Source organism: Paenibacillus sp. FSL F4-0243 (assembly GCF_037963295.1).
In the GTDB taxonomy this organism is placed as follows: Bacteria; Bacillota; Bacilli; order Paenibacillales; family Paenibacillaceae; genus Paenibacillus_AQ.
The window spans coordinates 587104-611391 of record NZ_CP150151.1; the positions used below are offsets into that span (position 1 = coordinate 587104).

The window sequence follows — 24288 nt, forward strand, 5'->3', positions numbered from 1 at the left end:
TATGACGACAGATCAGCATGTGCCAGAGAATGACGGGTATAAGCATCGTCATCGGCATGAAGGGCCACAGAGGCATATTGTTGTCTTTATACTGTCCATTGTCTTGACCTTAATTGCTTTCGCCGCTGTTGCGGCTGGAGGGGTGAATGCCACCTTTGCGGTTATTCTACTCCTGGTGATGGCAGTCATTCAGGTCATTGTGCAGATGGGCTTCTGGATGCACCTGAAAGATAAAGGACATCTAATACCGATTATCTTCATGCTGGGTGGTTTTTTTACCGCCGGTACCTGTATTATTATGTCGCTGTATTGGGTTTGGTGGAATTAACGGACTATAAAGAAAGAGGCGGGCTGAGATGCCCCCTCTTTTTGGTGTTTAACTAGATCCTGCGCTAGGAGGGGTTAGGGTTATGCTCGGATTACAATATTTTAGCTTTGCAGAACTATGGAGCCCGCTTTTTCTGGCGGTCATGCTGCTGCTGACGGCGGGTTATTTCGTTTGGATTGGTCCGATTGCTGGACGTCATGCCGATTCAGTTCCGGTTCCGATCTGGCGAAGAGCACTATTTGTGTGCGGAATGCTTGCGCTTTATCTTGCACAAGGCGGTCCTGTTAGTCTCTTAGGACATATGATGTTTTCATTCCACATGGTTAGTATGGCCTTGTCATACCTAGTGGCGGTGCCGCTGATTATGCTGGGGATTCCAGATTTTATCTGGCGCAGCATATTGAGAGTAAATCCATTTCGCCGACTGTCTTTTTTAGCTCGACCGGTGGTAGCTGCTTTACTGTTTAATGGACTATTTTCTTTGTACCATATTCCTGTTATCCATGATTATGTGATGCTGCATTTTACCGTTCACCGAATCTACTATATTGTTTTATTCCTAACAGCTGCCTTAATGTGGTGGACATTGATCAATCCGCTACCGGAGCGCCGAATGGCGAGTGGACTGGGCAAGATTGGGTTTATTTTTCTAAACATGGTATTGCTGACACCAGCATGCGGACTGATTATTTTTGCAGATCAACCGCTCTATGCTACTTACAGTGATCCGGAGACTTGGGCACTTGCCATGGGCTATTGTATATCGGGTGATCCTTCTGCCTTACTTCAGAATTTTGGGGGTCCTGCGTTCTTTTCATTGTTGTCACCAAAAGTGGATCAGCAGGTGGGAGGTATCGCGATGAAGTTCATTCAGGAATTTATTTTTGCCTCTATGCTTGCTTATGTGTTCTATCATTGGTATAAAAAAGAGAACGGACAAGAGGGCGATGAATTATCGACGCCTTCCTCAGCACTCGAGGAGAGCACCTTGACCCGTGCATAACTGGTAGACTGCCAAGGAGGAGAATCATGGATATTTTTACGGTGTTTCCAACTATTAGCACATCGTTCATCGTGCTCAGTGCGGTGCTCGTAGCTATTGGCTGGTGGCTCATCATTAAGGGCAAACGCGAGGCGCACAAGAAGACGATGATTGCTGCCGCAATCGCTGCGCTCCTGTTTTTTATTGTTTATGTATCTAGAACGTTGTTCGTGGGAAACACCTCATGGGGCGGACCGGATGAACTTCAGACGATTTATCAAGTGTTTCTGATCTTCCATATCGTGCTGGCAACGGTAGCTGCGGTATTCGGACTTACTACGTTAACTCTTGGATTTAAGGCGAAGTACTCCAAGCACCGTAAGTGGGGCAGAGTAACATCTATAATCTGGTTCATTACTGCGATTACTGGCGTTATGGTATATGTGCTGCTTTATGTTCTGTATCCAGGTGGACACACCAAGCCAGTGTGGGAAGTTATTTTGGGCGCGTAAGATAGTTGCGTGAAAAGAGCTTGTGATTGGCATGTGAAAAGAGCATGTGAATATGCGTGCGAATCGTACGTGAATTTGTGTGAATAGTAATGAAATAAGCCTGTGCATCTGCTCGTTCCTAAATAGGGATGATGGATGACGGGCTTATTTTAGTTTATGGAGTTGGGGGAGTGCTGAAATCTTGAAATTGTACTGTGAAATCACTCGTGATCTGAACAGTGCGTGATGTGAAGTATTCTATCTGCTTACTTTTAGGGAAAACCTCCCTGAAAGAGATAAGTTTTGAGCTCGAAAATCGGTAATTAGGGAATTCCTCCCTGTTTTTTTACGGTTTTAGCGCTAAAACGCGTAAATGGGCGAATTTATAGGGAGGAATTCCCTAAAAACGATGATTTCAGGATAAATCCAAGTAATTAGAGGGAGATTTTCCCTAATTGTTGCTTCTACTAGCAGTTACACTCACCGAGTGACTCACATCCACTCAGTGGTAGCGCACGCCGAGGAGTCGCATCCATTAGTGGTCACACCCACAGAGGAGTCGCTCCCGCCCATCAATCACCCCACCGAGCCGCAACAACTGGCCCTACACCTACAACCCATTGGCGAAGCAACAATGAGGCTGACCTCACTTCGCGTCCTTCGCTCACATACAACCTCTCCATAAGTAATGTTTAATCCTCTGATTAGTTAATCCCAATAATGATCAGTTTCTCATACGTGCAAACCCTTCTCCAAAGGGACGGGGAGCGCATACCTCCTAATCAACTTGAATGTTTTCCATTTACAGGATTGACAATGGTAAATTAAGGTCATATACTGTGTATATAGATATATACAGTAAGCACAGGGATATGAACACCTGCTTCTGCTAGACGCTGAAGACATTGTAAAGCGAGGTTAGTTTTAATGAGAACATTAAAAGATTCATGGTTTATGTTGCGCTCTGATTTTCGCGGAGACAAATTAAAGATATTTGGGACCCTCGTAATAACAGTTATTTTTATGTGTTATCTTGGTGGAATGACTAGCCTGGTAGCAAATGACGTACTAGGTGAGCAGGATCGGACGATGATAACGGATTTCTTATTTCTCTCCTTCATACCCTTATTGGGATTAACATTCTCTCGCCGTTCCATGAAATATTGGAGTGAAGACTCTTACACAAAAATGTTGGTTTACTTAAGAACCTTACCAATTCCAGCTGCAGTAATATTATCGCGGAGAAAACTTCAGGGAGTTTGCTCCTTTATTCTAAATGGTACGTTATTCTTCGGTATTGTTTACTTGTTAGGGGAAAATTTCCGGACAGAGCTGGCGGTTCCCTCGTATATAGCTTTTGCCATTACATGGCTCGGCTTCGGATTCATGGTCTCAGGTCTATATATTTTTATTGAGTATCTTTTTAGCGGCAAAGCTTATCTATGGCTAACATTGCTTATCGTAGTGTTATCGTGGGGAATATCATTCCTAGTTACACTTGGGGGAGGTAATTTGTTTTTATACAGTATCTCCTATTCCAAGGAGTGGGGGCTGTTATCTCCGATCATGTGGGGATCACTTCTGCTGGGGACAATATCTGTGCAGTTATTCTCTAAATGGACTATACATCGACTGAAGAGTCGCAATCTCGTATAAAAAATCGGAATGGCAAGGACTGCGCTCTAGCACGCTAGAGTGGAAGGCGAGGTGTAAATAATGTGGATACCGGTACAAATCAACGAAAATAGTGCAGAGCCCCTCTATCATCAGATAGAGACTCAGCTTAGATCATTAATCATTAGCGGAGTCATTACAGAAGGTACGCTACTGCCCTCGATTCGTGAGTTTGCAGGAGATCTGAAATGCAGTGTAATTACAGTGCGGCGCGTATATCAGGATCTGGAGAACGAAGGTTTGCTGCGAACGAGACAAGGAACAGGTACCTTTGTATCCCACATAGGCGACGGAGCAATGGAAGAATACAAACGAGACACGGTAGGCAAAGCACTTGAAAGTGCTGTGGATATCGGCCGATCGGTACATTGCAGCAAGGATGAACTTGAGCAGATTTTTATGGAGATTGTAGAACGCAAGTATAGAGCAAAGGAATGAAAGGGGGGCGCATATTCATATGGTACAGATGGCTATAGAATTGCGGAATGTACTTAAACAGCGGCGAAACAAGACGATAGGACCGCTGACCATGAATCTGCCAAGAGGATATATTACAGCCCTGGTAGGTCAGAATGGATCTGGCAAAAGCACGCTACTGAATCTACTGATGCAGCTGACCAATCCAGAGGAAGGCGAGATATATTGGTTTGAGAACAGGTATGATAGCGGGTTGCCTCTGGAGCTGCGGCAGACCATTGCCTATGTTCCTGAGACGTCGATTACTGAGGAGAACCACTGGAATGCAGAAGAGGCCGCTCAATTTCGACAGCATTGGTATCCGAACTGGGATGAGTCGTATTTTCAGGATCTAATGGATCGCTTTGAGGTTCCATATCATATGAGGCTTTCTAAGATGTCTAAGGGTGAGCGTCGGAAATTCGAAATTGCCGCAGCACTTGCGTCACGCCCAAGTCTGCTGCTACTGGATGAACCTTCATCAGGTCTTGATCCCTTTGCCTGGAAGATTATGATCGAGACGCTGCTTAAATATATGGATGAGAACAACGCTACGATCATCATCTCTACACACATTGTGGAAGAGGTGCGGCGGTTGGCAGATTATATCATGCTTATGCATAGAGGTGAACTGCTGGGTATGGCCGAGAAAGACAGTTTATTCGGTACTTGGACCGAGGTATGGGTACAGGTTGCAGGTGAAGAGGAGCTTGCTGAGTTATCAGCGGAATTACCGGGAGGTATAAACTTTACCATGGATACACCGGGTGTAGCTTCTTTTATCATAGAACAATTTTCTAAGAACGAGAAACGCATTCAGGACTTGGGCGTAAAGGTTATCAAGAGTCGCAGTTTAGAATTGGACGAAATATTGGGTTTATGGACACAGGGACACCGTCCTATCCTGATTGATCACAAGAGAGGGGACTAGAGAAATGGAAGCCTTAAAGCTGGAAAGTGTAATGAAGCAATATGGAGAAAAAACCGCTGTAAACGGAATTAACCTAACGGTAGGCAAGGGGGAAATTTACGGATTACTGGGGGCAAATGGTGCAGGGAAAACAACCACAATGCGCATGGTGCTTGGCCTAATTTACCCTGATGGCGGGAATATTTTGTATAATGGAAAGTCGTATAACAGCGAACTTCAGCAAATCATGGGCTATCTGCCCGAAGAAAGAGGATTATATCCAAAGGTAAAGGTAAGCGATCAAATCGTCTACTTGGCACGTCTGCGCGGGATGTCGGCTAGTGATGCAGATAAGAGCCTTCGCTACTGGCTCGATCGGTTTGAGGTTCCGGATTACTACAATAAGAAGATTGAAGAGCTCTCCAAAGGGAATCAGCAGAAAATGGGCTTTATCGCCGCAGTCGTTCATAAGCCGCAAATTCTCATCCTTGATGAAGCCTTCAGTGGCTTGGACCCTGTTAACGTGGAACTACTGAAAGATACGGTAAAAGAATTGCGTGATCAAGGAACGAGTATCTTATTCTCTACTCACCGGATGGAGCATGTTGAAGAGCTTTGCCGTAATATTACGATTTTGGATCGTTCCAATACTGTCGTGCAGGGCGATATTCGTACGATTAAGAGTGGATATCCTCGTGAACAAGTATTGTTGCGTACGGATAACGAAGTGACCGGTCTAGAATCAATTGCAGGTGTAACAGCAGTACAGCGACAGGAGCGAGGTTATCTGTTGTCAATCAGTGAGATCGGCGCAGCACAACGTATCCTACAGCAGGCGATGGCGCAGGGTGAAGTGGAGCATTTTGAAATTAAGGAACCAACGTTAAATCAAATCTTTATCAGAGCGGTGGGTGAATCTCATGAATAAGATGGGGACAATTATTGGCTTTACCTTTAAAAATAAAGTAAGAACGAAATCATTCATGATTACTACGTTAATTCTAGTGTTGCTGCTCAGCATTGGGATGAATCTTCCGTACATCATCGATCAGTTTAAGGGTGATTCTACAAACGCAGAGACTCAAATTGCTGTGATCGCGGAAGATGGAAATCAGGCTGCAGAGTTGTTGAAGGCTTATACTTCACCTGAAGGAATGCCGCAGGCAAAAGTTGTGCAATATACTTCTGCCGACGATGCGGAGCTAAAGAAAGCTTTAGATGAAGGGACTGTAGAAGGGTATGTTACTTTTGCAGAACCGACTGGTGAAGGACTTCCACCCGTTACTTATCATAGTGAGAATGGTGAATTGAAGGGCGATGTACAAATCTATCTCCAAAATGCCCTTCAGCAGGTAAACACCCAGTTCGTCGTTGGCGACAAGCTGACGCAGGAGCAGATTGCTGCTATGTCAACACCGGTACAGATAGCTACTCAGCAGCTCAACCCTGATGGGACTGCGGGAGATAAGGATGCGTCGCAGGAATCCGCTCCACCTATTAATTACGTCATTGTATACGCCATGCTTATGCTGTTCTTCATGTCTATCATGATGACCGGTAATATGATCGCAGCTGAGATTACTTCAGAGAAGAGCTCACGGATCATGGAGATTCTGATTACAAGTGCCTCACCTTTAGCGCAAATGTTCGGTAAAGTTATCGGTGTCTTCTTAGTAGGGTTATTACAAATTGGCGTCATTATTGCAGCGGTAGTTGTCAATCTCAAGCTTCCGCATAATGCAACGATTTTGAAAGATTTAGACCTGGATTTAGGCCAGCTTAATATTAACTTGTTGCTTTATGGAATTGTTCTTTATGTACTAGGTTATTTCCTCTATGCCTTGATGTATGCAGCTGTAGGTTCAATTGTCAGCCGTACAGAGGATCTTGGCCAAGCGGTTATGCCGATTATGATGTTAGGCTTCGTAGCATTCTATGTTCCACTATTCAGTATCTCTAATGCGGATACTCTGCTGGTTAAGGTAGCGAGTTATGTGCCTTTCACCTCTCCATTGACCATGCTGCTCCGGATTGGTGTTGGTGAAGTAGCGATCTGGCAAGTTATTGTATCATTAGCCATCCTGCTTGTTACAACGTTCATCTTTGGATGGTTGGCTGCCAAGATCTATCGCACAGGCGTATTGATGTACGGCAAACGTCCAAGTATTAAAGAGATCAGAAAAGCGATGAAGGCTTACAAGATCTAAGTGGCTTCATATAAACTTTTAAGGAGTGGTAATCATGACTAAAAGTGAACAATACAATATGATGCTTTTAATGAGTTCGGTATCTCTGGCTACGGTTAGTAGAATGCTCTCGACCAATGGGTCCACTTTAATGGATTTCACTCAGGGTGTATTGACTGGGATTGCCATGGTGGGGATGATTGCGGGATTGTGGATGTACGGAAAGGCTCGTAAGAGTAAAGCGTAATAGTAGGAAAATAGGGAAAGGAAGCCGCGGCAGATGCCGTGGCTTTTTTATTTTTTGTGTATGTATCGTAAAAGTTATTTGGAAGATAGTTGAGGGAGTTAGACAACGGATAGATTACCACTAGGCAGCAAATCCTCTTGAGCAGTCAGTTGCTCCCGCACACGCCTAAGCTGTGCTTTTAGGACAGGAACACTCTTTTGCAGAATGATGCTTATTTGAGGTAAAGATAGCTTTAGGCCATACCACATCGTTTTTATAAGCTGTTCCTCCCAAGGCAATGTCTTGGCAGACAGAAGAGACCGGCGTGCGTAATAATCGGCGCATTGTCGGATACAAGAGCGGTAAGCCTCGATAGAGAATAGCTGGCTGTCGAAGCTTTTTTGACGGAATATTTTATGAAGCTCTTTAAAAGTACGGATAGTAACCTTCTCGGCTTCTACTGATTGTTGTAACAACATGGAACTGAGCGTATAGATATCATTCGTACACTTTTGAACACACTCTGCAAATATAGTTCTACGGGGTGATTCGGAAGGTAAGGGGTCAGGCATGATAAACACGATCCTTTCAGAATGGGTTATGGGATGAACTTATAATAAAGAAAAGTAAGAAATGGATTTGTTGATAAGCTCGGCGGTATCAGGTTCTGGATAACTATGTTTTTGAAGCGCTACACTGGATGGTTTATAATATAGCCGCCCTCCTTTGGAATCTCTCCCACCAGCGACAGCTCTGTACAGACGACCTTGCTCAATGTGCCCTGCCAAGGATTTACCCTGCAGCTTGGCTTTTAAATCCTGTAAAGCACCTTGCACTAGCTCAAACTGAGTCTGATCCCACTCTGAACCATGGGTACGTACTTTATCTATCGCTTCCTCTAGCCGGCAATGGTATATCATTCTGAGAAAAGAACTCCATTTAATAAGATCGAAAGTTTTGGTATTGGCAGAGATAAGACATGCCCCCCAGCTGCTACCTCCTTTACAGGTAAGTTTCAGGATGCCATAACGGCTGTCTTGATCAGCCTCCATTCCATAGTGAATAGGCTCTGGTGAATCAAAGACGAATACTTCTATGCGAGATAGTCTTCGCTGGTCCATGACAGGTTTCTCCTCCTTAGGTTTCCAAAAGCTTAAGATTTACATGGTGAATGACGTTAGCCTTCTCTATACAGGCGAGCATTTCAGCTTCATTCTCACAGACTGCGGCATGCTCCAGCCATAGTCGGAATTTCTGTTTGCGTATAACGGATAAATGTAAGGGAAAGGTGTTGCGGGATCTCATTACGTACCAACCGACTGCAACTTCTTTCCACGGTTCCTTAAAAGCGGTGAGCCACGGAAAACGTTGGTGTGCTGACCAATCCTGCAGCTGTTGCTTTTCTCGGATATTTTTATATATTTCGTATATAATTGTTCGGTCCATACAGTATTCACAGGTAGATGGGCTGCTGAAATGGCGAAGTGATTCAATCTGCTTCTGACCAAAAGCATAGCCGACAATAGTTCTGTGATGATCCTCTTCGAACCACAACGCTCCAAAGCAAACATAATTTAGACTTATCGGCTCAAGTAGCCCTTGCTGAGTTCCCCAATAATAGTGTTTCATTCCTTTCACCCCGTCCAGCATGCTATCACCCTATAGATTCAGGTAACGCAAAAACCGCAGCAAGAGGAGGACCTCTGCTGCGGTTTTGGAATACAGGTATACACACACCTGTGCCAAAGCGTGGCGGATCAAGGGTCTCTCTCTTTACGCTTACGAGGTTAGCTGTCGGATTCGGACGGTGAGAGTCGCCCTACCTATGTGAGACTTGAACAGTCTCCTTCGGATTCACCCCAAGTAGGCCATGTGGCCTGATGGTTCCCCCGTTCCCTGCAAATGCAGGAACTCAGCGTTGAATGTATTTCGTGAAATAGATTCAACCCGAATCATACTCTTTTCAAGGTGTTTCTGTAAAAACAGAAAGTGTTCTTTTGAGCGCAATTTAAACCAAATCCTGCCTACTACGACGAAAAAGGGAACCAAATAGGTATTTATTGCGAGTTATCGGGCTTCTTCCTCGCTTAATCTCGCTTTCTTGTTTCCTTTCTTATATAGGCGATTTTTGGTGATTTCACTAATCGTGGTGAATAAAATCACATGGTATGACCGTTTTTCGCTAATGGATTGAAACTCGAGTAAACAAGAGATATAGAGAGATTGGATATCAAGTAAGCGCTATCCAATGCGAAAATAGTTTTTAATTTGCATTATTTTGGCATCAATCAGGTTTTACAATACTTCCTGCATAAGGGTATGATTACTCCTGTTTCAACAACAATCGAATATTTGATCCGCTTAATTTCCGATAAGGAAAGCGGGGGAACCAACAATCGGCAGACGATGTGAGAGTCGGAAGCCGGTTATGGGGTGAATCCTGTAGAAGATGCCAGTGAGCTCGCATCTATACAGGTAGGGCGACTCTCACCGCCCGAATCCGACAGCTAACCTCGTAAGCGTATGGAGAGAGGATGAGTGCAATGTGACCGCTAGCGAGCCACAGAGGAGAATCCTTTGTGGCTTTTTGCTGTGCTTTTTTAAGCAAAGCATTTATGGAAAACCTCACGAAGAGGTCGTTATATTCATCATTAGCGGTAGCTTTTCTTTCAAGATCAGGGTGATCAAGCTCTGATCTTACAAGCAAAGCATTTGAGGAGAATAAGAGATGACAGATCAGAATGAATATGTACTGGTATGTGCGCCAACGAAGGCAGGCGAACATTTTATTAAGCTTCTAAAATTCAGAGGCATTAAGATGGCCGGATTGACCAACAACTTGCCTGAGAAGGCCCTACTCGAAGAGATGGGGATTGAACAAGTCGTTCTAGTTGATACCCGCCATCAGAATACTTGGTTTCGCCCGCCGTTTCCGGTAGGCCGGGTATATCTGTTCGAGAGCAGCTTTACGTTATGCTGCCGTTACATTCAGATGTGCCGTACCTGGACGACACAGCCGATTTTTGTAATTACAAGCTCAATAAATCCTAGATTGGTCTATAAAAGACTTGGCGCGAGTTATGTAATCTATTCCCACAGCGGTGATGCTGATTTTCTGGTAGATAGATCACCTCATTAAGGATAAAAGAAGGAGTGCGGAAGATATGATGGATCTGTATATGGTGGCTTCGTTAGCTGTAATTTACGGGTTATTTTATGGATTTATGCGCTGGTGTGCAGGTGTAGTTGAGGATACGGGGAGGGATAAGCTGTGATTCTAGTAATCGCTGTTACCCTACTGCTGTTTATATATCTGGTTTATGCATTGATTCATCCGGAGAAATTTTAAGGAGGGGCATTCATGGGCATTTTGCAAATTGTTGCTGTAATCGTAATTCTCATCTTGCTGGTTAAGCCGATGGGCACGTATTTATATTATGTGTTTTCTAATGAACCGAACCGTACGGATCGATGGTTTGGAGGTATGGAAAAAGGAATTTTTAAGCTGATCGGCCTGAAAAAACGGGACGGTATGTCCTGGAAGAAGTATGCGCTCAGCTTTGTTTTAACGAATATCGTACTGGTTACTTTCAGCTATATCTTTCTTCGATTGCAGCGGGGTTTACCGCTAAATCCGAATGGAATTGCGGATATGGAACAGACGCTTTCGTTCAATACGGTGATTAGTTTTATGACTAATACAAACCTGCAGCATTACAGCGGGGAGACGGGACTTTCGTATTTTTCACAAATGGCTGTCATCACGATGATGATGTTCACGTCTGCAGCGAGCGGATTTTCTGTTGCGGTTGCCTTTGTCAGAGGGATCACAGGACGGAAATCAGTCGGGAACTTCTTCGAGGATTTCGTTAAAGCACATATTCGTGTATTCATTCCTCTAGCTCTGCTGGTTTCATTGGTACTGGTAGGACTACATGTGCCGCAAACACTCAAACCATCGCTTGAAGTCACTACACTAGAGGGGCAAACGCAACAAATTGCTATCGGTCCAGTAGCTTCTCTGGAATCGATCAAGCATTTGGGCACCAATGGTGGCGGCTTCTTCGGAGCCAATTCATCGCATCCTTTTGAGAACCCTAATCCACTTACGAACGTGCTAGAGATTCTCTCTATGTGGATGCTGCCAGCTGCGCTCCCTTATATGTACGGATTGTTTGCCAAGAACAAACGTCAGGGCTGGGTAATTTTTACCGCAATGATGACCTTGTTTGTTCTGCTATTAAGCCTAAACTTCTATGCTGAATCGAAAGGCAATCCGGCGATCAATGCACTAGGAATTGAATCTTCACAAGGTAGTATGGAAGGTAAAGAGGTGCGCTTCGGCATACCGCAGTCTTCCTTGTTTACTTCAGTAACAACCGCAGCTACGACAGGTAGTGTTAACAATATGCATGATACGCTGACGCCGCTGGGAGGCATTACGCCTCTTGCACTGATGATGCTCAACAATGTCTTCGGTGGTAAAGGTGTCGGACTGATCAATATGCTGATGTATGCGATTCTGGGTGTCTTCCTGTGCGGTCTCATGGTCGGCAGGACACCGGAGTTCCTCGGACGGAAAATAGAGGCCAAGGAGATGAAGCTGATTGCCATAGCGATCCTTGTGCATCCGTTCATTATCCTTGTGCCAACCGCAGCTGCGTTCCTGACCGATTTGGGGCAAGGGGCGATTACGAACACTGGATTCCATGGACTCAGCCAAGTGTTATATGAATATGTCTCTTCTGCCGCGAACAATGGTTCAGGATTTGAAGGGCTTGCAGACAATACAACTTTTTGGAATGTCACAACCGGGATTGTCATGCTGCTAGGTCGTTATGTCTCTATCATTGCAATGCTGGCGGTAGCAGGTTCTCTGCTTAAGAAGAAGCCGGTTCCTGAGACGATTGGCACGTTCCGCACAGACAATGGACTGTTTACGGGAATTCTGATTGGTACAGTAGTGATTATCGGTGCGTTGACGTTCCTGCCGGTCATTGTACTCGGCCCCATTGCAGAATATCTAACCTTACGGTAGGAAGAGGGAGAATAAGATGAGTACTGTAAAAAGAAAAAAGCTGCTGACGGGACCCATACTCCTTAGCGCTGTAAAGGATAGTTTTATAAAGCTTAACCCAGTAACGCTAATCAAAAATCCCGTCATGTTCGTGGTAGAGGTCGGTACGATCATTGTCCTCCTCATGGTGCTGGCTCCTGGATATTTTAATGCAGAGCAATCGATAGGCTTCAATATCACAGTGTTGTTCATTCTGCTGTTTACAGTGCTGTTTGCGAACTTCGCTGAAGCACTGGCAGAAGGCCGGGGGAAAGCCCAAGCCGATTCGCTCAAGAAAACAAAACAAGATATCACAGCTAACAAACTGGTTGGAGGAGCGGTGAAGACAGTCTCTTCCTCCGAGCTGCGTAAAGGAGATATCGTCATTGTCAGTCAGGGAGAACTCATCCCTGGTGACGGTGAGGTGATTGAAGGGCTGGCTTCCGTAGATGAATCAGCGATTACAGGTGAATCTGCACCTGTAATCAAGGAGGCTGGTGGGGACTTTGGCTCCGTTACAGGCGGTACACGGGTCGTCAGTGATGAGATTAAAGTCAGAATTACAAGTGATCCTGGTGAGTCGTTTCTAGATCGAATGATCTCTCTTGTTGAAGGGGCGAAACGTCAGAAGACACCTAACGAAATTGCGCTAAATACGCTTTTGATCAGTCTGACGCTGATTTTCTTGATTGTAGTAGTGACCTTGCGGCCGATTGCAACTTATCTAGGTGTTGATCTTGATATTCCGGTTATGATCGCCTTGTTGGTCTGTCTGATCCCGACAACTATCGGGGGACTGCTATCCGCAATCGGAATAGCGGGTATGGACCGGGTGACCCAGTTTAATGTACTCGCGATGTCTGGTAAGGCCGTTGAGGCTGCTGGCGATATTAATACGATGATCCTAGATAAGACCGGTACGATTACCTTTGGGAACCGGATGGCGAGTGAATTTGTACCAGTCGGAAATGAATCCGAAGCGGAGCTTACGGCATGGGCGGCCATCAGTTCCCTAAAGGATGAGACGCCTGAGGGACGTTCTGTAATTGAGCTGGCCAAAAAGCTGGAACGCAGCTATGACAGCAAGCTTGCTGAAGGTGGCGAATTCGTAGAGTTTAAGGCCGAAACTCGGATGAGTGGTATTGACCTGCAAGATGGACGCTGCGTACGCAAAGGTGCGGTAGACTCCGTGAAGAAATGGGTACAGTCGAAAGGCGGTGTCATTCCCGCGAACCTCGACAGTAATTCTGATGCCATCGCCCGGATGGGGGGGACCCCGTTAGCGGTTGCGGTAGACAATCGGATCTATGGACTTATTTACTTGAAGGATACCGTTAAGCCAGGCATGAAAGAGCGGTTTGATGAGCTGCGGAAAATGGGGATCAAGACCATCATGTGTACGGGTGACAATCCGCTGACCGCAGCTACGATTGCCCGTGAAGCGGGGGTAGATGATTTCATCGCTGAAAGTACACCTGAGGATAAAATAGCAGTCATTCGCCGCGAACAGAACGAGGGCAAGCTGGTTGCGATGACCGGAGATGGTACAAATGATGCCCCTGCCCTTGCACAAGCTGATGTGGGCTTAGCCATGAATAGCGGCACTACAGCTGCTAAGGAAGCAGCAAATATGGTCGATTTGGACTCCGACCCTTCGAAGATTATAGAGGTCGTAGCGATTGGTAAACAGCTGCTGATGACGCGGGGTGCGTTAACAACCTTTAGTATCGCGAATGATATCGCGAAGTATTTCGCTATTATTCCGGCGATGTTCATGCTCGCCATTCCTGAAATGGAAGCCCTGAATGTAATGGGACTAGGCTCGCCAAGCTCGGCTATAATATCCGCCTTAATATTTAATGCGATTATTATTCCGCTGCTCATCCCACTGGCTATGAAGGGTGTGTCGTATAAAGCTATGAGCTCTACGAAGCTGCTTGGACGTAATATATTTATTTATGGGCTAGGCGGAGTGGTTGTTCCATTTGCTGGCATCAAGCTCATTGATATGATCGTAAGTGTATGGATTTAACGACGTGTTGACTAATCATTGAAAGGGTGAGAGCATCGTGAATAACGGAAACTCCATGGAGGACACTGAAGAGCAGTTATCATCATCGAAAGGTGCTTATTTCTTTATTATTGTGCGACTAAGTTTAGTATTTATTGTTCTCTGCGGAGTGATCTATCCTCTGACAACTACAGCGCTTGCCCAGGTTCTAATGCCGTCGCAAGCGAACGGCAGCTTGCTTAAGAATGATGCTGGAGTAGTTGTAGGCTCGGAACTCATTGGGCAGAACTTTACGAACCCAGGACTATTTCATGGTCGTGTGTCTAGTATTGAGTATAAAGCAGAAGCCTCAGGGTCCAATAACTACGCTCCATCCAATCCGGATATGCTGCAGCGGACAAAGGATTTCATTACGCAGTGGAAGCTCGATAATCCGGATGTGCCCGTGAACAAATTGCCAGTTGATTTGGTCACCAACTCGGGTTCGGGGCTTGATCCGCATATCACACCAGCTTCAGCAATGGTGCAGATTCCTCGGATTAGCAATTTAACCGGTATTCCTGCATCGCAGCTGGAAGAGCTCGTAAATAAGCATACCGAGGGTCGTGACTTAGGGTTGTTTGGTGAAGAACGGGTCAATGTGTTGAAGCTGAACATGGATCTACTGAAACTAGCGAACAAATAAATATAGTAAATGTCCCTGCCAGATTACTAGAATCGGGCAGGGATATCTTGCTTTCGGAAACAGAAGGGTACATGCATGATCGGTTATTAAGGAGTGGTCTTGATGGGAACATACCGGAGGAAGACGCCGGAGGAGCTGCTGCTCTCTATCTATGAGCTGCATCGGGGACGTCTGAAGATCTATATCGGTCCGGTCAGTGGGTCGGGCAAAACGTATCAGATGCTGCGTGAGGGCCAGGCACTAAAAGCGCAGGGAATCGATGTTGTGATCTGTGCGGTTTCGACGAATCAGAGTCCAGAAACTAAGGATCAGCTGGGCGATTTGGAACGGATACCAAGTATTCATTGGTTTCAGAAAGATATAGAGAAGAAGGATCTTGATGTAGAAGCTATTGTGGCACGTAATCCAGAAGTTGTGCTAACCGATGGCTTGGCCCACCAGAATCGCGAGGGTGCGGAGAGATCTGGAAGACTGGACGATATCAAATACTTATTGAGCAATGGGATTAGTGTCATCACAACTGTAAACGTGTACGAACTAGAAGGTGCTGCGGATCTGGCACGGAAATGGACCGGGATTGAGGTAGAGCATTCTCTTCCCGCCGAGGTGCTTACCCTTGCCGATGATATCGTTCTAATTGATGTGACCCCTGAAAAAATACTTCAGCGCTTGTCCGATGGCCATTTAGGTAAACGCCAGCAGAGATCGCTTTTTAATAAGGGTAATTTAAGCAAGCTGCGGGAGCTGGCACTTCGGATGGTCGCTGAGGATGTTAATGACTCGCTGGAGAAACACCGGGAAGAACAAGGGCTGCAGGGAGCTTCGGGGATCGCAGAAAAAGTGTTGGTATCTGCGCAGTATTATTGGAATGGCTCGATCCACATCCGACGTGGACAGCAGATTGCCAAGCGGTTAAATGGGGATCTTTCAGTAGTGTCATTCTGGAAGCAGGGTCTCACCCTTTCTAAGGAAGCAGCTACATTTAAGCGTTCCCTCTGGAAGCTGACCGAGAAGATTGGTGCCTCTATGGAGGAGATCACCTTTCGCTCGAAGCGGGAGATCCCACATCTGTTGGTAAAATACGCGATAGAACATAATATTACCCGGATCGTTATGGGACATTCCAAGCAGACCGCTTGGCAGGAATTATGGAAAGGCTCAATCGCTAATTCGTTACTGAAGCAAATCCGAGGTGTGGATGTGTTCTTCGTAGCGGATCGCGCAGATCGCGAAGGAGAACGTGTACTTCCAACCCGGCAGAGTCGTAATGAACGGAAAGCGGATGCCTATCACAGGTTAAGCAGTCAGGAAGTAAAGGATAAAATCGATGCGATTCGCGGAGGAACCTTTAAGGTATATATTGGGGCTGCTCCCGGTGTGGGCAAGACTTACAAGATGCTGCGTGAAGGGAACGATCTCTTAAAGAGAGGGATCGATGTCGTGATAGGGCTCCTGGAGACACATGGCCGCAAAGAAACCCTTGAACAAATCGGCGATTTGGAGACCCTTCCGCGTCTACGTATGGAGTACCGCGGGACTATCCTTGAGGAGATGGATACGGCAGCAATTATTAAGCGTAATCCAGAAGTCGTGCTAGTGGACGAACTCGCTCATACCAATATGCCAGGCAGCAAACATAAGAAGCGGTATATGGATGTTATGGAGCTGCTGGATGCGGGAATATCTGTGATTTCTACCGTGAATGTGCAGCATTTAGAAAGTCTGAATGACGCCGTAGAGCAAATTACAGGAGTTAGAGTAAGGGAGACTTTTCCGGACAGCATTCTACAGCGGGCAAATGAGGTAGAGCTTATCGATGTATCACCCAAGACGCTTCAAGAGCGAATGAAGGATGGAAAAATATATGCTATGGCCAAGGTGGATCAGGCGCTGGGGGCTTTTTTCAAAATCGGGAATTTGATCGCCCTACGGGAGCTGGCGTTGCGGGAAATTGCTGATGATGTTGATGAAAGGCTAGAATCTTGGGAACGTGTTGGTTCGTTACGGGGACCTTGGCGGCGTCAGGAAGTAATATATGTGTGTATCACCTTGGGGGATCATGCGGAGCGTTTAATTCGGCGTGGTTTTCGGATTGCATATCGTCTAAAAGCTTGCTGGTATGTTACGTATGTGCAGGAATTTAAACAAAATGGACCCGTATATGATAAACGTATAAATGATTTAAAGGAATTGACGGAACGACTGGGTGGAACGTTCAAGATGATTCCTAACGTACTTCCTGCACGAGTGGCGTCCTTGCTGCTTGAAAGATCTCAAGCTTTGCAGAGTACTCAGATTATTATCGGTCAATCACAACGCTCATGGCTGCGAAAAAGTATTCGCGGCGATGTTACCAAGCAGATTCTGCGTTCTGCCAGAAACGTGGATGTGCTGGTCGTGGCAGATCTCATACGTGAGGAAGCATAGACTATGACTAACAAGTAAAAACGCCTTCGGCGTCCCTAAAGGACGGTAAGCGTTTATGCGAGAAATATAAGGATAATGTATAGCGTGAAAATTATAGATTCTTATATTTTGAAAAAGGGTACCTTCAAGCCGATTGGCTATGAGGATACCCTTTTTTGCAGCTATGAATTACATCATGTACTGAATAGTTTAATGGCTTAATTATTGGGCAGCTTCGATGAGTGCTTTGAGCGCAGGAAGATTAAATCCCTTGATCGCTTGATCCCCTGCTACAGTGACAGGAACACCCATGAATCCAAGCTTCTCAACTTCCTCTTGATAGACTGTGCTGGTCATAACATCTCTTACTTCAAAAGGGACACCCTGCTCCGTAAGATAATTTTTAACCAAATTACAGTCACTGCACCCTGCGGTTGAATAGACAATCACTGGCTCACTCATTGGTTCACAGCCTCTTTGATAGCATCTCTTGTAATTTTCCAGTGGGAAGTGTTCCAGCGAACCACATTGTCCTCAAGCAGGAAGAGTTGTGGAGATTCATGTTTGATGCCAAAATCCTCAGCAATTTGATTGGAAACGGGACGATCCTCGATGACTAAGACCACTGCAGCGGCAGTATCCGCATCCTTTAGATAAGCCTGAAACTCTTCATTAGCTTTAGCACTAATCGGGCAGGTCGTGCTGTGTTTGAACAGCAGCTTCTTGCCAGGCTTAGCTACATATTGCTCAAGATCCTCCAGCGTATGGAGTTGTTGAATAGACATAGATATCACCCTCCTGGGATCGTTATTTTGCTAACAATTGTGTTGTTAACAACCTGTAATCATGATTGTAACATATATCAAAATTAAAACAAAAAGGATTCTGAAAGGCTTGCACAAGAGGCGATATACCTGAAACCAATCGCGTTGAAAAAAAGAGTACAGCATGCTAAGGTGAAAAGAAGCAACATGCCTAACCATATCGCTACGAGATAGGAGTGTTCAGAAGAATGAAGAGAGTTGCATGTGTAACTGGAGCTGATCGGGGGCTCGGGCTGTCGCTTGTACGTTCGTTGCTGGCCAACCAGTTCTCAGTATTTGCAGGACAGTTTTTGAAAGAATCGGAAGATTTGAAAGCGCTTAAAGAGCAATATCCTGAACAGTTGGAGCTTATCCCCCTAGATATCAGCAATAAAGATAGTGTAAAGCAGGCTGCAAGAGTGATAGCCAGTAAAACTGGATACGTCGATATGATTATTAATAATGCTGGTATTATTCGTTCTGCTGATAATGCTACTGTGCTGGTGGAGCTGGATGATGAAGGCATGGCAGAAATATATAATGTAAATACGCTTGGCGCGTTAAGAGTCAGCAATGCACTGATGGGACTATTACTACAAAGTGAGGATAAATTAATCGTCAATATTTCATCGGAGGCAGGCAGTGTTGCCCGAAATAAGCGTATCAACATGTATGGCTATTGTATGTCGAAGGCAGCACTGAATATGCAGTCCTCCTTGATGCATAATCATCTGAAAACGCTTGGCGGTCAAGTAATGGTGTTCCATCCTGGCTGGCTGCAGACTTATATGCATGGTAAGAAGGATGAGCAAGCGGAAATGACTCCTGAACAGTCCGCGGAGCAGATTATCGACCTTGTTCTGGATTATAAAAAATATATGGGCGAGGAACCGGCCTATCTGGATACGGATGGCAGCTCATGGCCGTGGTAGAACGGATATTTCAAAATAGATAAGAAGAAAGGCGCTGATAACATGTCTACACTAAAAGCACTCGCACTCGGAAGCTACTCGGAGGTTAAATATCACCCCTTTGCTGGCGTGGACCGGGAGATCGAACAAATCCTTGCGAATGACTTACAGGTTTTCTCTTCAGAGGATTATGCACTTCTCAATAAAGAAACGTTGTCTAACTATAAGCTGGTAATCTCCTACACTGAATTTTCTGATGACAAAATCCCCGCGGATCAAAGTGGTGCTTTGCTATCTTATGTGGCTGGCGGGGGCGGACTACTAGTGGTACATAACGGAATTTCCTTACAGCGCAATCAGGAGCTTGGTGTTATGCTGGGCGCACATTTCACCCATCATCCAGAGTATACTTCGCTGCAGATGTCCATACCCGCACGAGAGCATCCCATTATGCAGGGAATTGAAGAATTTGTAATTGAGGATGAGCCGTATTATTTTGAGATGCATCCTTATTTCGAAACAACGGTGCTCGCTGAATATTCTCATGAGGGAGCTATGCGCCAAGCGGCTTGGTGTCACGAATTTGGCTTGGGCCGGGTTGTTTATTTAATGCCAGGGCATCATTTACCATCATTCTCAGTAGAACCATTCCGCGAAATGATTCGTAGAGGTGGGCTTTGGGCAGCAGGATTATTGTAGAATATAAGCGGCGGATATACTTGTTGTAAGATTATAAATGAGTCCAACTGTGGGATAACTACGGTTGGATTTTTTTTGTTGACTCTTACATTGATGTCAGGGTTTATACTGGTGTAGAACAATTCTCATGAACCCCGGGGAGATTGCTATGAAAATAGGTGAGCTTGCTAAAATGACGGGCGTAAGCGTCCGTTCAATTCGTTATTATGAGAGTCAGGGATTAATTTCGCCGATCCGTCAGGCCAACGGATATCGGGAGTACTCTCCGCTCGCTGTGGAGACGGTAGAAACGATAAAATTATATTTGAACCTGGGTCTGTCCACAGAGCAGATCGCGGGCTTTCTACATTGTGTCTTGAAGAACAAAGAAGCTTTCTGCGCAGAAGTGATGCCACTATACCGTAGCAAGCTTGAAGATATTGAACGTCAGCTTGTAGAACTGAATCAGATCAAACGCAATTTGGAAGAAAGAATGGCCTCTATCTTGCAAGAGCAGAACGAGAGTAGTTTAGAGGCATGTACACTGGAGAGTTTGGAGTAGGTACTGCTGGAGTTGAAAACTATGAGGAGGAATGACAAATGGCTATTACAAATGCAGATAGCGCTGATTGGGTACGAGCAGAGATTCGCGGTGGTGGAACGGTATTGGTAGATTACGGTGCGCCATGGTGTCCCCCTTGCAAGGTGCTGCTGCCTCTTTTGGAAGATCTTCATCAGGAATATGGAGACGATGTCTCTATTGTGAAGGTGAATTGTGACGAGTTGCCGGATCTGGCTGGTGAAGCTGGTGTTATGGGGATGCCTACAGTCATTGTATATAAAGATGGGCAGCCAATGGAAAAGTTGGTTGGCTTACGTCCGATAGCAGCCTACCAAGGGATATTGAACAAGGTTATTCTAGCATAGCGAATTGGAATTTAGTTGTATTTTGATGCTATATTAATTTCAAGCTGAGAAGGCATTAAGAAGCCTCATCCGGATATTTCCTGCGTGCACTCGATAGGCTAGACGTGAAGCCCTAGGAGAGCGTCTATATTGTTGATCATCCGCTGATCGATGTAGACGCCGCGGTGAGCCGTGATGGTATGAAAGGCACAGCTTTGGAAGGAGTCTAGCCCGTATGGATTTTCAGGTCGCATATACCAACTATCACTCTCTGCTGAAAGCAATCGCTTACCGTATGACCGGCTCTATAGCAGATGCAGAGGACCTCGTTCAAGACGTATTCATCGAGTACAGCAAGCTACAAACAATAGATATCACCCATCCGAAAGCTTACTTAATCCGTATGACAACAAATCGTTGCATCAACTATATGCAATCCGCCCGTATAAGGAGAGAGCAATATGTCGGCACATGGCTGCCGGAGCCACTCGTCAGCTTTACGAATGGAGGCGGAGATAATCCTGCTGATCTCTTCGATCACGATGAAAATGTATCCTACGCCCTGCTCGTCATGCTGGAACATTTGTCGGCTGTCGAGAGAGCCGTCTTCATCTTGCGCCAATCCTTCGCTTTCGAATATAGCGAACTTGCCGATGTATTAGGAAAATCAGAAGCCAACTGTCGAAAAATATTTAGCCGCGCTAATGATAAGCTGCATCAACAATCGCCAGTTCTGCCAGGCAACACGGCTCAGGCAACACCTCTTGCGACAGCATTCCTCGCAGCTGCGCGAGGCGGCAACGTCGATGCGCTTGTCAGCCTGCTGACCGAGGACGCGCTGCTTACGTCGGACGGCGGCGGTAAAGTTCGCGCAGCGATCTTCACTATTACGGGCAGGGATCGTGTTCAAGCTTTCATTGGAGGCGTCATTACGAAGGGCTTCCTCGGAGATTCGCAAAGGATGGTGCTACTTAACGGCCAGCTGGGCATCGTCATCTATCGGGATGGCCGACCGCTTAAAGCGATCAGCTTCCAGCTTGATGCGGCCGGGGAGCGGATCGAGCATATTTATATCGTACTCAATCCCGATAAATTACAACGAATGGGGTAACCTGTCACAAACGGAGCTTTTGCATTGTCTTATTAGTGAAACAATCAAAAGATAACCGGTCTACAGCCGGAGAGGAGCTATCCCCATGGAACAAAGAATGGATCTGGCCGGTGAAATTCCAGCCGCATACAAAGCGATGACGGGTCTTGAAGCGTTCGTACAATCGACAGGCGTGGAGAAGTCGTTATTGGAGTTAATCAAAATCAGAGCGTCACAAATTAATGGCTGCGCCTTCTGCATCGATATGCATACGAAGGATGCCCGCAAGGCAGGCGAGTCGGAACAGCGCATCTACATGCTGAACGCATGGCGTGAAGCGCCGTTCTACAGCGACGAGGAGCGTGCAGTGCTTGCGCTGACCGAGTCGGTTACACTCGTGACACAAGGACATGTACCGGACGATGTCTATTCGGAAGCGGAGCGCCATTTCGATACTAAGCGACTTGGCGAGATCATCATGGCAATTGTTACAATCAATGCATGGAATCGCATCGCGATCACCACTCGCATGATGCCGCAATAAACTTTAATTACGTCAGCCGAACGTCCAAGGCTAGCATCCGACACTTTACAGATACAATAGAGGTATAAGAACATATGAAGTTTAACTTAGGGAGACCCCATACTATGGGGTCTTTTTTGTATGCATGAATTATCCATCTTCGGTAAAAAATACGGTCACAGCTATAAAGGAGGTGTTAGGGGTGTGGAATGAGGTAATAGAATTAATTCCAAGTTGGGGTGTGGTTTTCCAAGGGATTATGATTTTCTGTGTCCCTTTCTTCCTGCTTCGTACAATAAGCTGGGCTAAAGCTAAAGAAGACAGGATAACGACTAGAGCGGAAAAAGCTACTGGCAGCAAAGGTGGAGGTGTTTCTTCCGTAGAAAACTCTGGAGAAACAGGCATTTTAGAAGGGCCGGTGAAGCAGTCCAGCTCGAATGTAGTAACTAAGGATAAGGGGAAGAGAATAACTTATAGTGGCCATTTTGAGGATGATTTGCAGAAATTCAGAGAGATCAGCGCCGATATGCATGATGTGAATGTAAGGGAGTTGCGAATCGGAAGCATTAAGACAAGGGCAGCACTTTTGTACGTAGACGGTCTAACGGACAAAGACAAAATGGATCAGAATATTTTAAAACCGTTAATGAATGCATATCAGCCGTTTATGAACATGAATAACAAAGCGGAAGCGAAAGATCTACAAGATATTCTCATCCACGAGATCCTGCTTATCTCGGAAGTTGAGCTTACGGATAATGCATACCTCTCCCTTCAGAAGGTGTTATTTGGATCTGCCGTGCTACTCGTGGAGGGGATATCAGAAGTTTTTGTGCTTAGTAGTCCAAAGGGGGCTACAAGAGGGATTCAAGAGCCAGAATCTGAAGCAGTCTTACGGGGCTCACGGAGCGGATTTAATGAGACTTTAAGCGACAACACGGCAATGCTGCGTAGACACGGGCAGAGTACGGAGCTAGCGATGATTTCTTTTACTCTAGGAAAGAGAATGCAGAAGGAACTCATCTTAACCTATATCAAGGATATTGCGAATGATGAGCTTGTAGAAGAGGTTAAACGAAGAATTAAAACGATAGATATAGATGATGTTCAAGAATCTGGTTATGTCGAACAATTGATTGAAGATAATAGTTATAGTCCCTTCCAGCAGATTCAGAATACAGAAAGACCGGACCGCGTAATGGCAGCACTCCTGGAAGGAAGAGTAGCTATCTTAATTGATGGTACTCCCTTCGCGTTGATTATGCCGGTTACCTTCGGGATGTTACTGCAATCTCCAGAGGATTATAACGATCGCTGGATGGTAGGGTCGCTGCTACGTCTGTTACGTTTTTTTGCGGCAACGATATCACTGTTTGCGCCGGCACTATATATCTCCTTTCTCTCGTTCCAACCCGGATTGATTCCAACGAAGCTGGCCATTTCCATTATTGCCTCCAGGCAAGGCGTTCCCTTCACTGTATTAATCGAAGCATTGATTATGGAAACCTCGATTGAAATTTTACGGGAGGCTGGACTTCGTTTGCCTAAACCTATCGGTCCGGCGATGGGGATTGTCGGCGGTTTGATCATCGGCCAGGCCGCGGTAGAAGCAGGAATCGTGAGTCCAATCCTAGTCATTGTAGTATCAATTACTGCTGTTTCTTCCTTCTCTATGCCAATGTATAGTGCTGGGATGACGCTTCGTATGCTCCGGTTTGCGGCTATGTTTTTTGCAGCAATCTTTGGATTATACGGAGTGGTACTTTTTTTTCTTTTGCTTAGTAGTCATTTAATTAAGCTGAAGAGTTTTGGTGTTCCCTATCTTGGTCTGGCAGTCCCGAATAGAACATTCAATTGGAAAGATTTTATATTCCGAATGCCTTTGCAATTTTTAACCGGGCGGCCTACATTGTTGAAACCCAAGGACCCTTTGCGTAAAGGGTGAAAAGTCTAGGTGAAGGAGGAA

Annotated in this window: 26 protein-coding genes and 2 riboswitches; of the genes, 21 read left to right on the top strand and 5 right to left on the bottom strand. The window is 45.6% G+C overall.

Annotated features, from left to right (window positions below; genetic code table 11):
- The first annotated feature begins 1 nt into the window (after position 1).
- From NSS87_RS02610 to NSS87_RS02650, 9 genes are all read left to right on the top strand, one after another.
- Positions 2 to 328: a cytochrome C oxidase subunit IV family protein gene (locus tag NSS87_RS02610; protein WP_042184535.1), complete on the top strand. Its 327-nt coding sequence runs from the start codon at positions 2 to 4 to the stop codon at positions 326 to 328.
- An 82-nt stretch (positions 329 to 410) separates the two neighbouring features.
- Positions 411 to 1331 (top strand): cytochrome c oxidase assembly factor CtaG, encoded by a 921-nt coding sequence (gene ctaG, locus NSS87_RS02615; protein WP_076285928.1) that lies wholly within the window; start codon positions 411 to 413, stop codon positions 1329 to 1331.
- Between the two features lie 26 nt (positions 1332 to 1357).
- Positions 1358 to 1822: a DUF420 domain-containing protein gene (locus NSS87_RS02620; RefSeq protein WP_042123812.1), complete on the top strand. Its 465-nt coding sequence runs from the start codon at positions 1358 to 1360 to the stop codon at positions 1820 to 1822.
- 906 nt (positions 1823 to 2728) lie between these two features.
- Positions 2729 to 3457 (top strand): hypothetical protein, encoded by a 729-nt coding sequence (locus NSS87_RS02625; protein ID WP_339244552.1) that lies wholly within the window; start codon positions 2729 to 2731, stop codon positions 3455 to 3457.
- Between the two features lie 60 nt (positions 3458 to 3517).
- A complete protein-coding gene (locus NSS87_RS02630) occupies positions 3518 to 3913 on the top strand; it encodes a GntR family transcriptional regulator (RefSeq protein WP_042184543.1) in 396 nt (131 codons plus the stop codon).
- A gap of 19 nt (positions 3914 to 3932) precedes the next feature.
- Positions 3933 to 4862, top strand: a complete 930-nt coding sequence (locus tag NSS87_RS02635) for an ABC transporter ATP-binding protein (RefSeq protein WP_042184545.1) — start codon at positions 3933 to 3935, stop codon at positions 4860 to 4862.
- Between the two features lie 4 nt (positions 4863 to 4866).
- Complete coding sequence (locus tag NSS87_RS02640) at positions 4867 to 5769, top strand: ATP-binding cassette domain-containing protein (protein WP_042184547.1); 903 nt, start codon at positions 4867 to 4869, stop codon at positions 5767 to 5769.
- Positions 5762 to 7048: an ABC transporter permease gene (locus NSS87_RS02645; protein WP_339244553.1), complete on the top strand. Its 1287-nt coding sequence runs from the start codon at positions 5762 to 5764 to the stop codon at positions 7046 to 7048. The genes NSS87_RS02640 and NSS87_RS02645 overlap by 8 nt, the downstream gene beginning before the upstream one ends.
- A gap of 34 nt (positions 7049 to 7082) precedes the next feature.
- On the top strand, positions 7083 to 7274 hold the full coding sequence (locus NSS87_RS02650; protein ID WP_042184550.1) for a hypothetical protein: 192 nt from the start codon (positions 7083 to 7085) through the stop codon (positions 7272 to 7274).
- Positions 7275 to 7372: 98 nt separating this feature from the next.
- Here the strand turns inward: NSS87_RS02650 and NSS87_RS02655 are convergent, their stop codons facing one another.
- The 3 genes from NSS87_RS02655 to NSS87_RS02665 are packed head-to-tail and all read right to left on the bottom strand — an operon-like array spanning position 7373 to position 8882.
- Positions 7373 to 7825: a hypothetical protein gene (locus NSS87_RS02655; RefSeq protein ID WP_042184551.1), complete on the bottom strand. Its 453-nt coding sequence runs from the start codon at positions 7823 to 7825 to the stop codon at positions 7373 to 7375.
- A gap of 39 nt (positions 7826 to 7864) precedes the next feature.
- Positions 7865 to 8374 carry a hypothetical protein gene (locus tag NSS87_RS02660; protein WP_052404137.1) on the bottom strand — a complete coding sequence of 170 codons (510 nt, stop codon included), beginning with the start codon at positions 8372 to 8374 and terminating at the stop codon, positions 7865 to 7867.
- 16 nt (positions 8375 to 8390) lie between these two features.
- A complete protein-coding gene (locus tag NSS87_RS02665) occupies positions 8391 to 8882 on the bottom strand; it encodes a hypothetical protein (RefSeq protein WP_156113046.1) in 492 nt (163 codons plus the stop codon).
- 133 nt (positions 8883 to 9015) lie between these two features.
- A riboswitch (cyclic di-AMP (ydaO/yuaA leader) is annotated at positions 9016 to 9181 on the bottom strand.
- Between the two features lie 420 nt (positions 9182 to 9601).
- Positions 9602 to 9791, top strand: a riboswitch (cyclic di-AMP (ydaO/yuaA leader).
- 190 nt (positions 9792 to 9981) lie between these two features.
- Here NSS87_RS02665 and NSS87_RS02670 point away from each other — a divergent pair.
- The 5 genes from NSS87_RS02670 to NSS87_RS02690 all read left to right on the top strand — a co-directional run bounded on the left by NSS87_RS02670 (position 9982) and on the right by NSS87_RS02690 (position 17432).
- Positions 9982 to 10392: a hypothetical protein gene (locus tag NSS87_RS02670; protein WP_042184555.1), complete on the top strand. Its 411-nt coding sequence runs from the start codon at positions 9982 to 9984 to the stop codon at positions 10390 to 10392.
- Between the two features lie 222 nt (positions 10393 to 10614).
- Complete coding sequence (gene kdpA / locus NSS87_RS02675; protein WP_339244557.1) at positions 10615 to 12291, top strand: potassium-transporting ATPase subunit KdpA; 1677 nt, start codon at positions 10615 to 10617, stop codon at positions 12289 to 12291.
- Between the two features lie 16 nt (positions 12292 to 12307).
- Positions 12308 to 14341: a potassium-transporting ATPase subunit KdpB gene (gene kdpB / locus NSS87_RS02680; RefSeq protein ID WP_042184559.1), complete on the top strand. Its 2034-nt coding sequence runs from the start codon at positions 12308 to 12310 to the stop codon at positions 14339 to 14341.
- A gap of 55 nt (positions 14342 to 14396) precedes the next feature.
- A complete protein-coding gene (kdpC, locus tag NSS87_RS02685) occupies positions 14397 to 15005 on the top strand; it encodes a potassium-transporting ATPase subunit KdpC (RefSeq protein ID WP_076300181.1) in 609 nt (202 codons plus the stop codon).
- A 102-nt stretch (positions 15006 to 15107) separates the two neighbouring features.
- The gene (locus NSS87_RS02690) at positions 15108 to 17432 is read left to right on the top strand and encodes a histidine kinase (RefSeq protein ID WP_042184560.1); all 2325 of its coding nucleotides are present in this window, start codon (positions 15108 to 15110) and stop codon (positions 17430 to 17432) included.
- Positions 17433 to 17633: 201 nt separating this feature from the next.
- On the opposite strand, the gene NSS87_RS02695 is transcribed toward NSS87_RS02690, so the two are convergent.
- Positions 17634 to 17873, bottom strand: coding sequence for a glutaredoxin family protein (locus NSS87_RS02695; protein WP_042184561.1), 240 nt, complete (start codon positions 17871 to 17873; stop codon positions 17634 to 17636).
- Positions 17870 to 18196, bottom strand: a complete 327-nt coding sequence (gene ytxJ / locus NSS87_RS02700; protein ID WP_339244559.1) for a bacillithiol system redox-active protein YtxJ — start codon at positions 18194 to 18196, stop codon at positions 17870 to 17872. The genes NSS87_RS02695 and ytxJ overlap by 4 nt, the downstream gene beginning before the upstream one ends.
- Before the next feature lie 227 nt (positions 18197 to 18423).
- On the opposite strand from ytxJ, the gene NSS87_RS02705 reads away from it, so the two are divergent.
- The 7 genes from NSS87_RS02705 (at position 18424) to NSS87_RS02735 (ending at position 24267) form a co-directional block, all read left to right on the top strand.
- A complete protein-coding gene (locus NSS87_RS02705) occupies positions 18424 to 19146 on the top strand; it encodes an SDR family NAD(P)-dependent oxidoreductase (RefSeq protein WP_339244561.1) in 723 nt (240 codons plus the stop codon).
- A gap of 42 nt (positions 19147 to 19188) precedes the next feature.
- Positions 19189 to 19824: a ThuA domain-containing protein gene (locus NSS87_RS02710; RefSeq protein WP_339244562.1), complete on the top strand. Its 636-nt coding sequence runs from the start codon at positions 19189 to 19191 to the stop codon at positions 19822 to 19824.
- Positions 19825 to 19972: 148 nt separating this feature from the next.
- Positions 19973 to 20365: a MerR family transcriptional regulator gene (locus NSS87_RS02715; protein WP_042184564.1), complete on the top strand. Its 393-nt coding sequence runs from the start codon at positions 19973 to 19975 to the stop codon at positions 20363 to 20365.
- A 38-nt stretch (positions 20366 to 20403) separates the two neighbouring features.
- A complete protein-coding gene (locus tag NSS87_RS02720) occupies positions 20404 to 20730 on the top strand; it encodes a thioredoxin domain-containing protein (RefSeq protein WP_042184566.1) in 327 nt (108 codons plus the stop codon).
- Positions 20731 to 20944: 214 nt separating this feature from the next.
- Positions 20945 to 21820 carry an RNA polymerase sigma factor SigJ gene (sigJ, locus tag NSS87_RS02725; protein ID WP_076285911.1) on the top strand — a complete coding sequence of 292 codons (876 nt, stop codon included), beginning with the start codon at positions 20945 to 20947 and terminating at the stop codon, positions 21818 to 21820.
- An 85-nt stretch (positions 21821 to 21905) separates the two neighbouring features.
- Positions 21906 to 22343 (top strand): carboxymuconolactone decarboxylase family protein, encoded by a 438-nt coding sequence (locus NSS87_RS02730; RefSeq protein ID WP_339244565.1) that lies wholly within the window; start codon positions 21906 to 21908, stop codon positions 22341 to 22343.
- Positions 22344 to 22524: 181 nt separating this feature from the next.
- On the top strand, positions 22525 to 24267 hold the full coding sequence (locus NSS87_RS02735; RefSeq protein WP_042184572.1) for a spore germination protein: 1743 nt from the start codon (positions 22525 to 22527) through the stop codon (positions 24265 to 24267).
- The last annotated feature ends 21 nt before the right edge of the window (positions 24268 to 24288 follow it).

What these genes read in the sequence shown, in the direction of transcription:
- NSS87_RS02610 (WP_042184535.1), top strand. Translation starts at nt 2, where the DNA reads ATGACGACAGATCAGCATGTGCCAGAGAATGACGGGTATAAGCATCGT.
- ctaG (WP_076285928.1), top strand. Translation starts at nt 411, where the DNA reads ATGCTCGGATTACAATATTTTAGCTTTGCAGAACTATGGAGCCCGCTT.
- NSS87_RS02620 (WP_042123812.1), top strand. Translation starts at nt 1,358, where the DNA reads ATGGATATTTTTACGGTGTTTCCAACTATTAGCACATCGTTCATCGTG.
- NSS87_RS02625 (WP_339244552.1), top strand. Translation starts at nt 2,729, where the DNA reads ATGAGAACATTAAAAGATTCATGGTTTATGTTGCGCTCTGATTTTCGC.
- NSS87_RS02630 (WP_042184543.1), top strand. Translation starts at nt 3,518, where the DNA reads ATGTGGATACCGGTACAAATCAACGAAAATAGTGCAGAGCCCCTCTAT.
- NSS87_RS02635 (WP_042184545.1), top strand. Translation starts at nt 3,933, where the DNA reads ATGGTACAGATGGCTATAGAATTGCGGAATGTACTTAAACAGCGGCGA.
- NSS87_RS02640 (WP_042184547.1), top strand. Translation starts at nt 4,867, where the DNA reads ATGGAAGCCTTAAAGCTGGAAAGTGTAATGAAGCAATATGGAGAAAAA.
- NSS87_RS02645 (WP_339244553.1), top strand. Translation starts at nt 5,762, where the DNA reads ATGAATAAGATGGGGACAATTATTGGCTTTACCTTTAAAAATAAAGTA.
- NSS87_RS02650 (WP_042184550.1), top strand. Translation starts at nt 7,083, where the DNA reads ATGACTAAAAGTGAACAATACAATATGATGCTTTTAATGAGTTCGGTA.
- NSS87_RS02655 (WP_042184551.1), bottom strand. Translation starts at nt 7,825, where the DNA reads ATGCCTGACCCCTTACCTTCCGAATCACCCCGTAGAACTATATTTGCA.
- NSS87_RS02660 (WP_052404137.1), bottom strand. Translation starts at nt 8,374, where the DNA reads ATGGACCAGCGAAGACTATCTCGCATAGAAGTATTCGTCTTTGATTCA.
- NSS87_RS02665 (WP_156113046.1), bottom strand. Translation starts at nt 8,882, where the DNA reads ATGAAACACTATTATTGGGGAACTCAGCAAGGGCTACTTGAGCCGATA.
- NSS87_RS02670 (WP_042184555.1), top strand. Translation starts at nt 9,982, where the DNA reads ATGACAGATCAGAATGAATATGTACTGGTATGTGCGCCAACGAAGGCA.
- kdpA (WP_339244557.1), top strand. Translation starts at nt 10,615, where the DNA reads ATGGGCATTTTGCAAATTGTTGCTGTAATCGTAATTCTCATCTTGCTG.
- kdpB (WP_042184559.1), top strand. Translation starts at nt 12,308, where the DNA reads ATGAGTACTGTAAAAAGAAAAAAGCTGCTGACGGGACCCATACTCCTT.
- kdpC (WP_076300181.1), top strand. Translation starts at nt 14,397, where the DNA reads ATGGAGGACACTGAAGAGCAGTTATCATCATCGAAAGGTGCTTATTTC.
- NSS87_RS02690 (WP_042184560.1), top strand. Translation starts at nt 15,108, where the DNA reads ATGGGAACATACCGGAGGAAGACGCCGGAGGAGCTGCTGCTCTCTATC.
- NSS87_RS02695 (WP_042184561.1), bottom strand. Translation starts at nt 17,873, where the DNA reads ATGAGTGAGCCAGTGATTGTCTATTCAACCGCAGGGTGCAGTGACTGT.
- ytxJ (WP_339244559.1), bottom strand. Translation starts at nt 18,196, where the DNA reads ATGTCTATTCAACAACTCCATACGCTGGAGGATCTTGAGCAATATGTA.
- NSS87_RS02705 (WP_339244561.1), top strand. Translation starts at nt 18,424, where the DNA reads ATGAAGAGAGTTGCATGTGTAACTGGAGCTGATCGGGGGCTCGGGCTG.
- NSS87_RS02710 (WP_339244562.1), top strand. Translation starts at nt 19,189, where the DNA reads ATGTCTACACTAAAAGCACTCGCACTCGGAAGCTACTCGGAGGTTAAA.
- NSS87_RS02715 (WP_042184564.1), top strand. Translation starts at nt 19,973, where the DNA reads ATGAAAATAGGTGAGCTTGCTAAAATGACGGGCGTAAGCGTCCGTTCA.
- NSS87_RS02720 (WP_042184566.1), top strand. Translation starts at nt 20,404, where the DNA reads ATGGCTATTACAAATGCAGATAGCGCTGATTGGGTACGAGCAGAGATT.
- sigJ (WP_076285911.1), top strand. Translation starts at nt 20,945, where the DNA reads ATGGATTTTCAGGTCGCATATACCAACTATCACTCTCTGCTGAAAGCA.
- NSS87_RS02730 (WP_339244565.1), top strand. Translation starts at nt 21,906, where the DNA reads ATGGAACAAAGAATGGATCTGGCCGGTGAAATTCCAGCCGCATACAAA.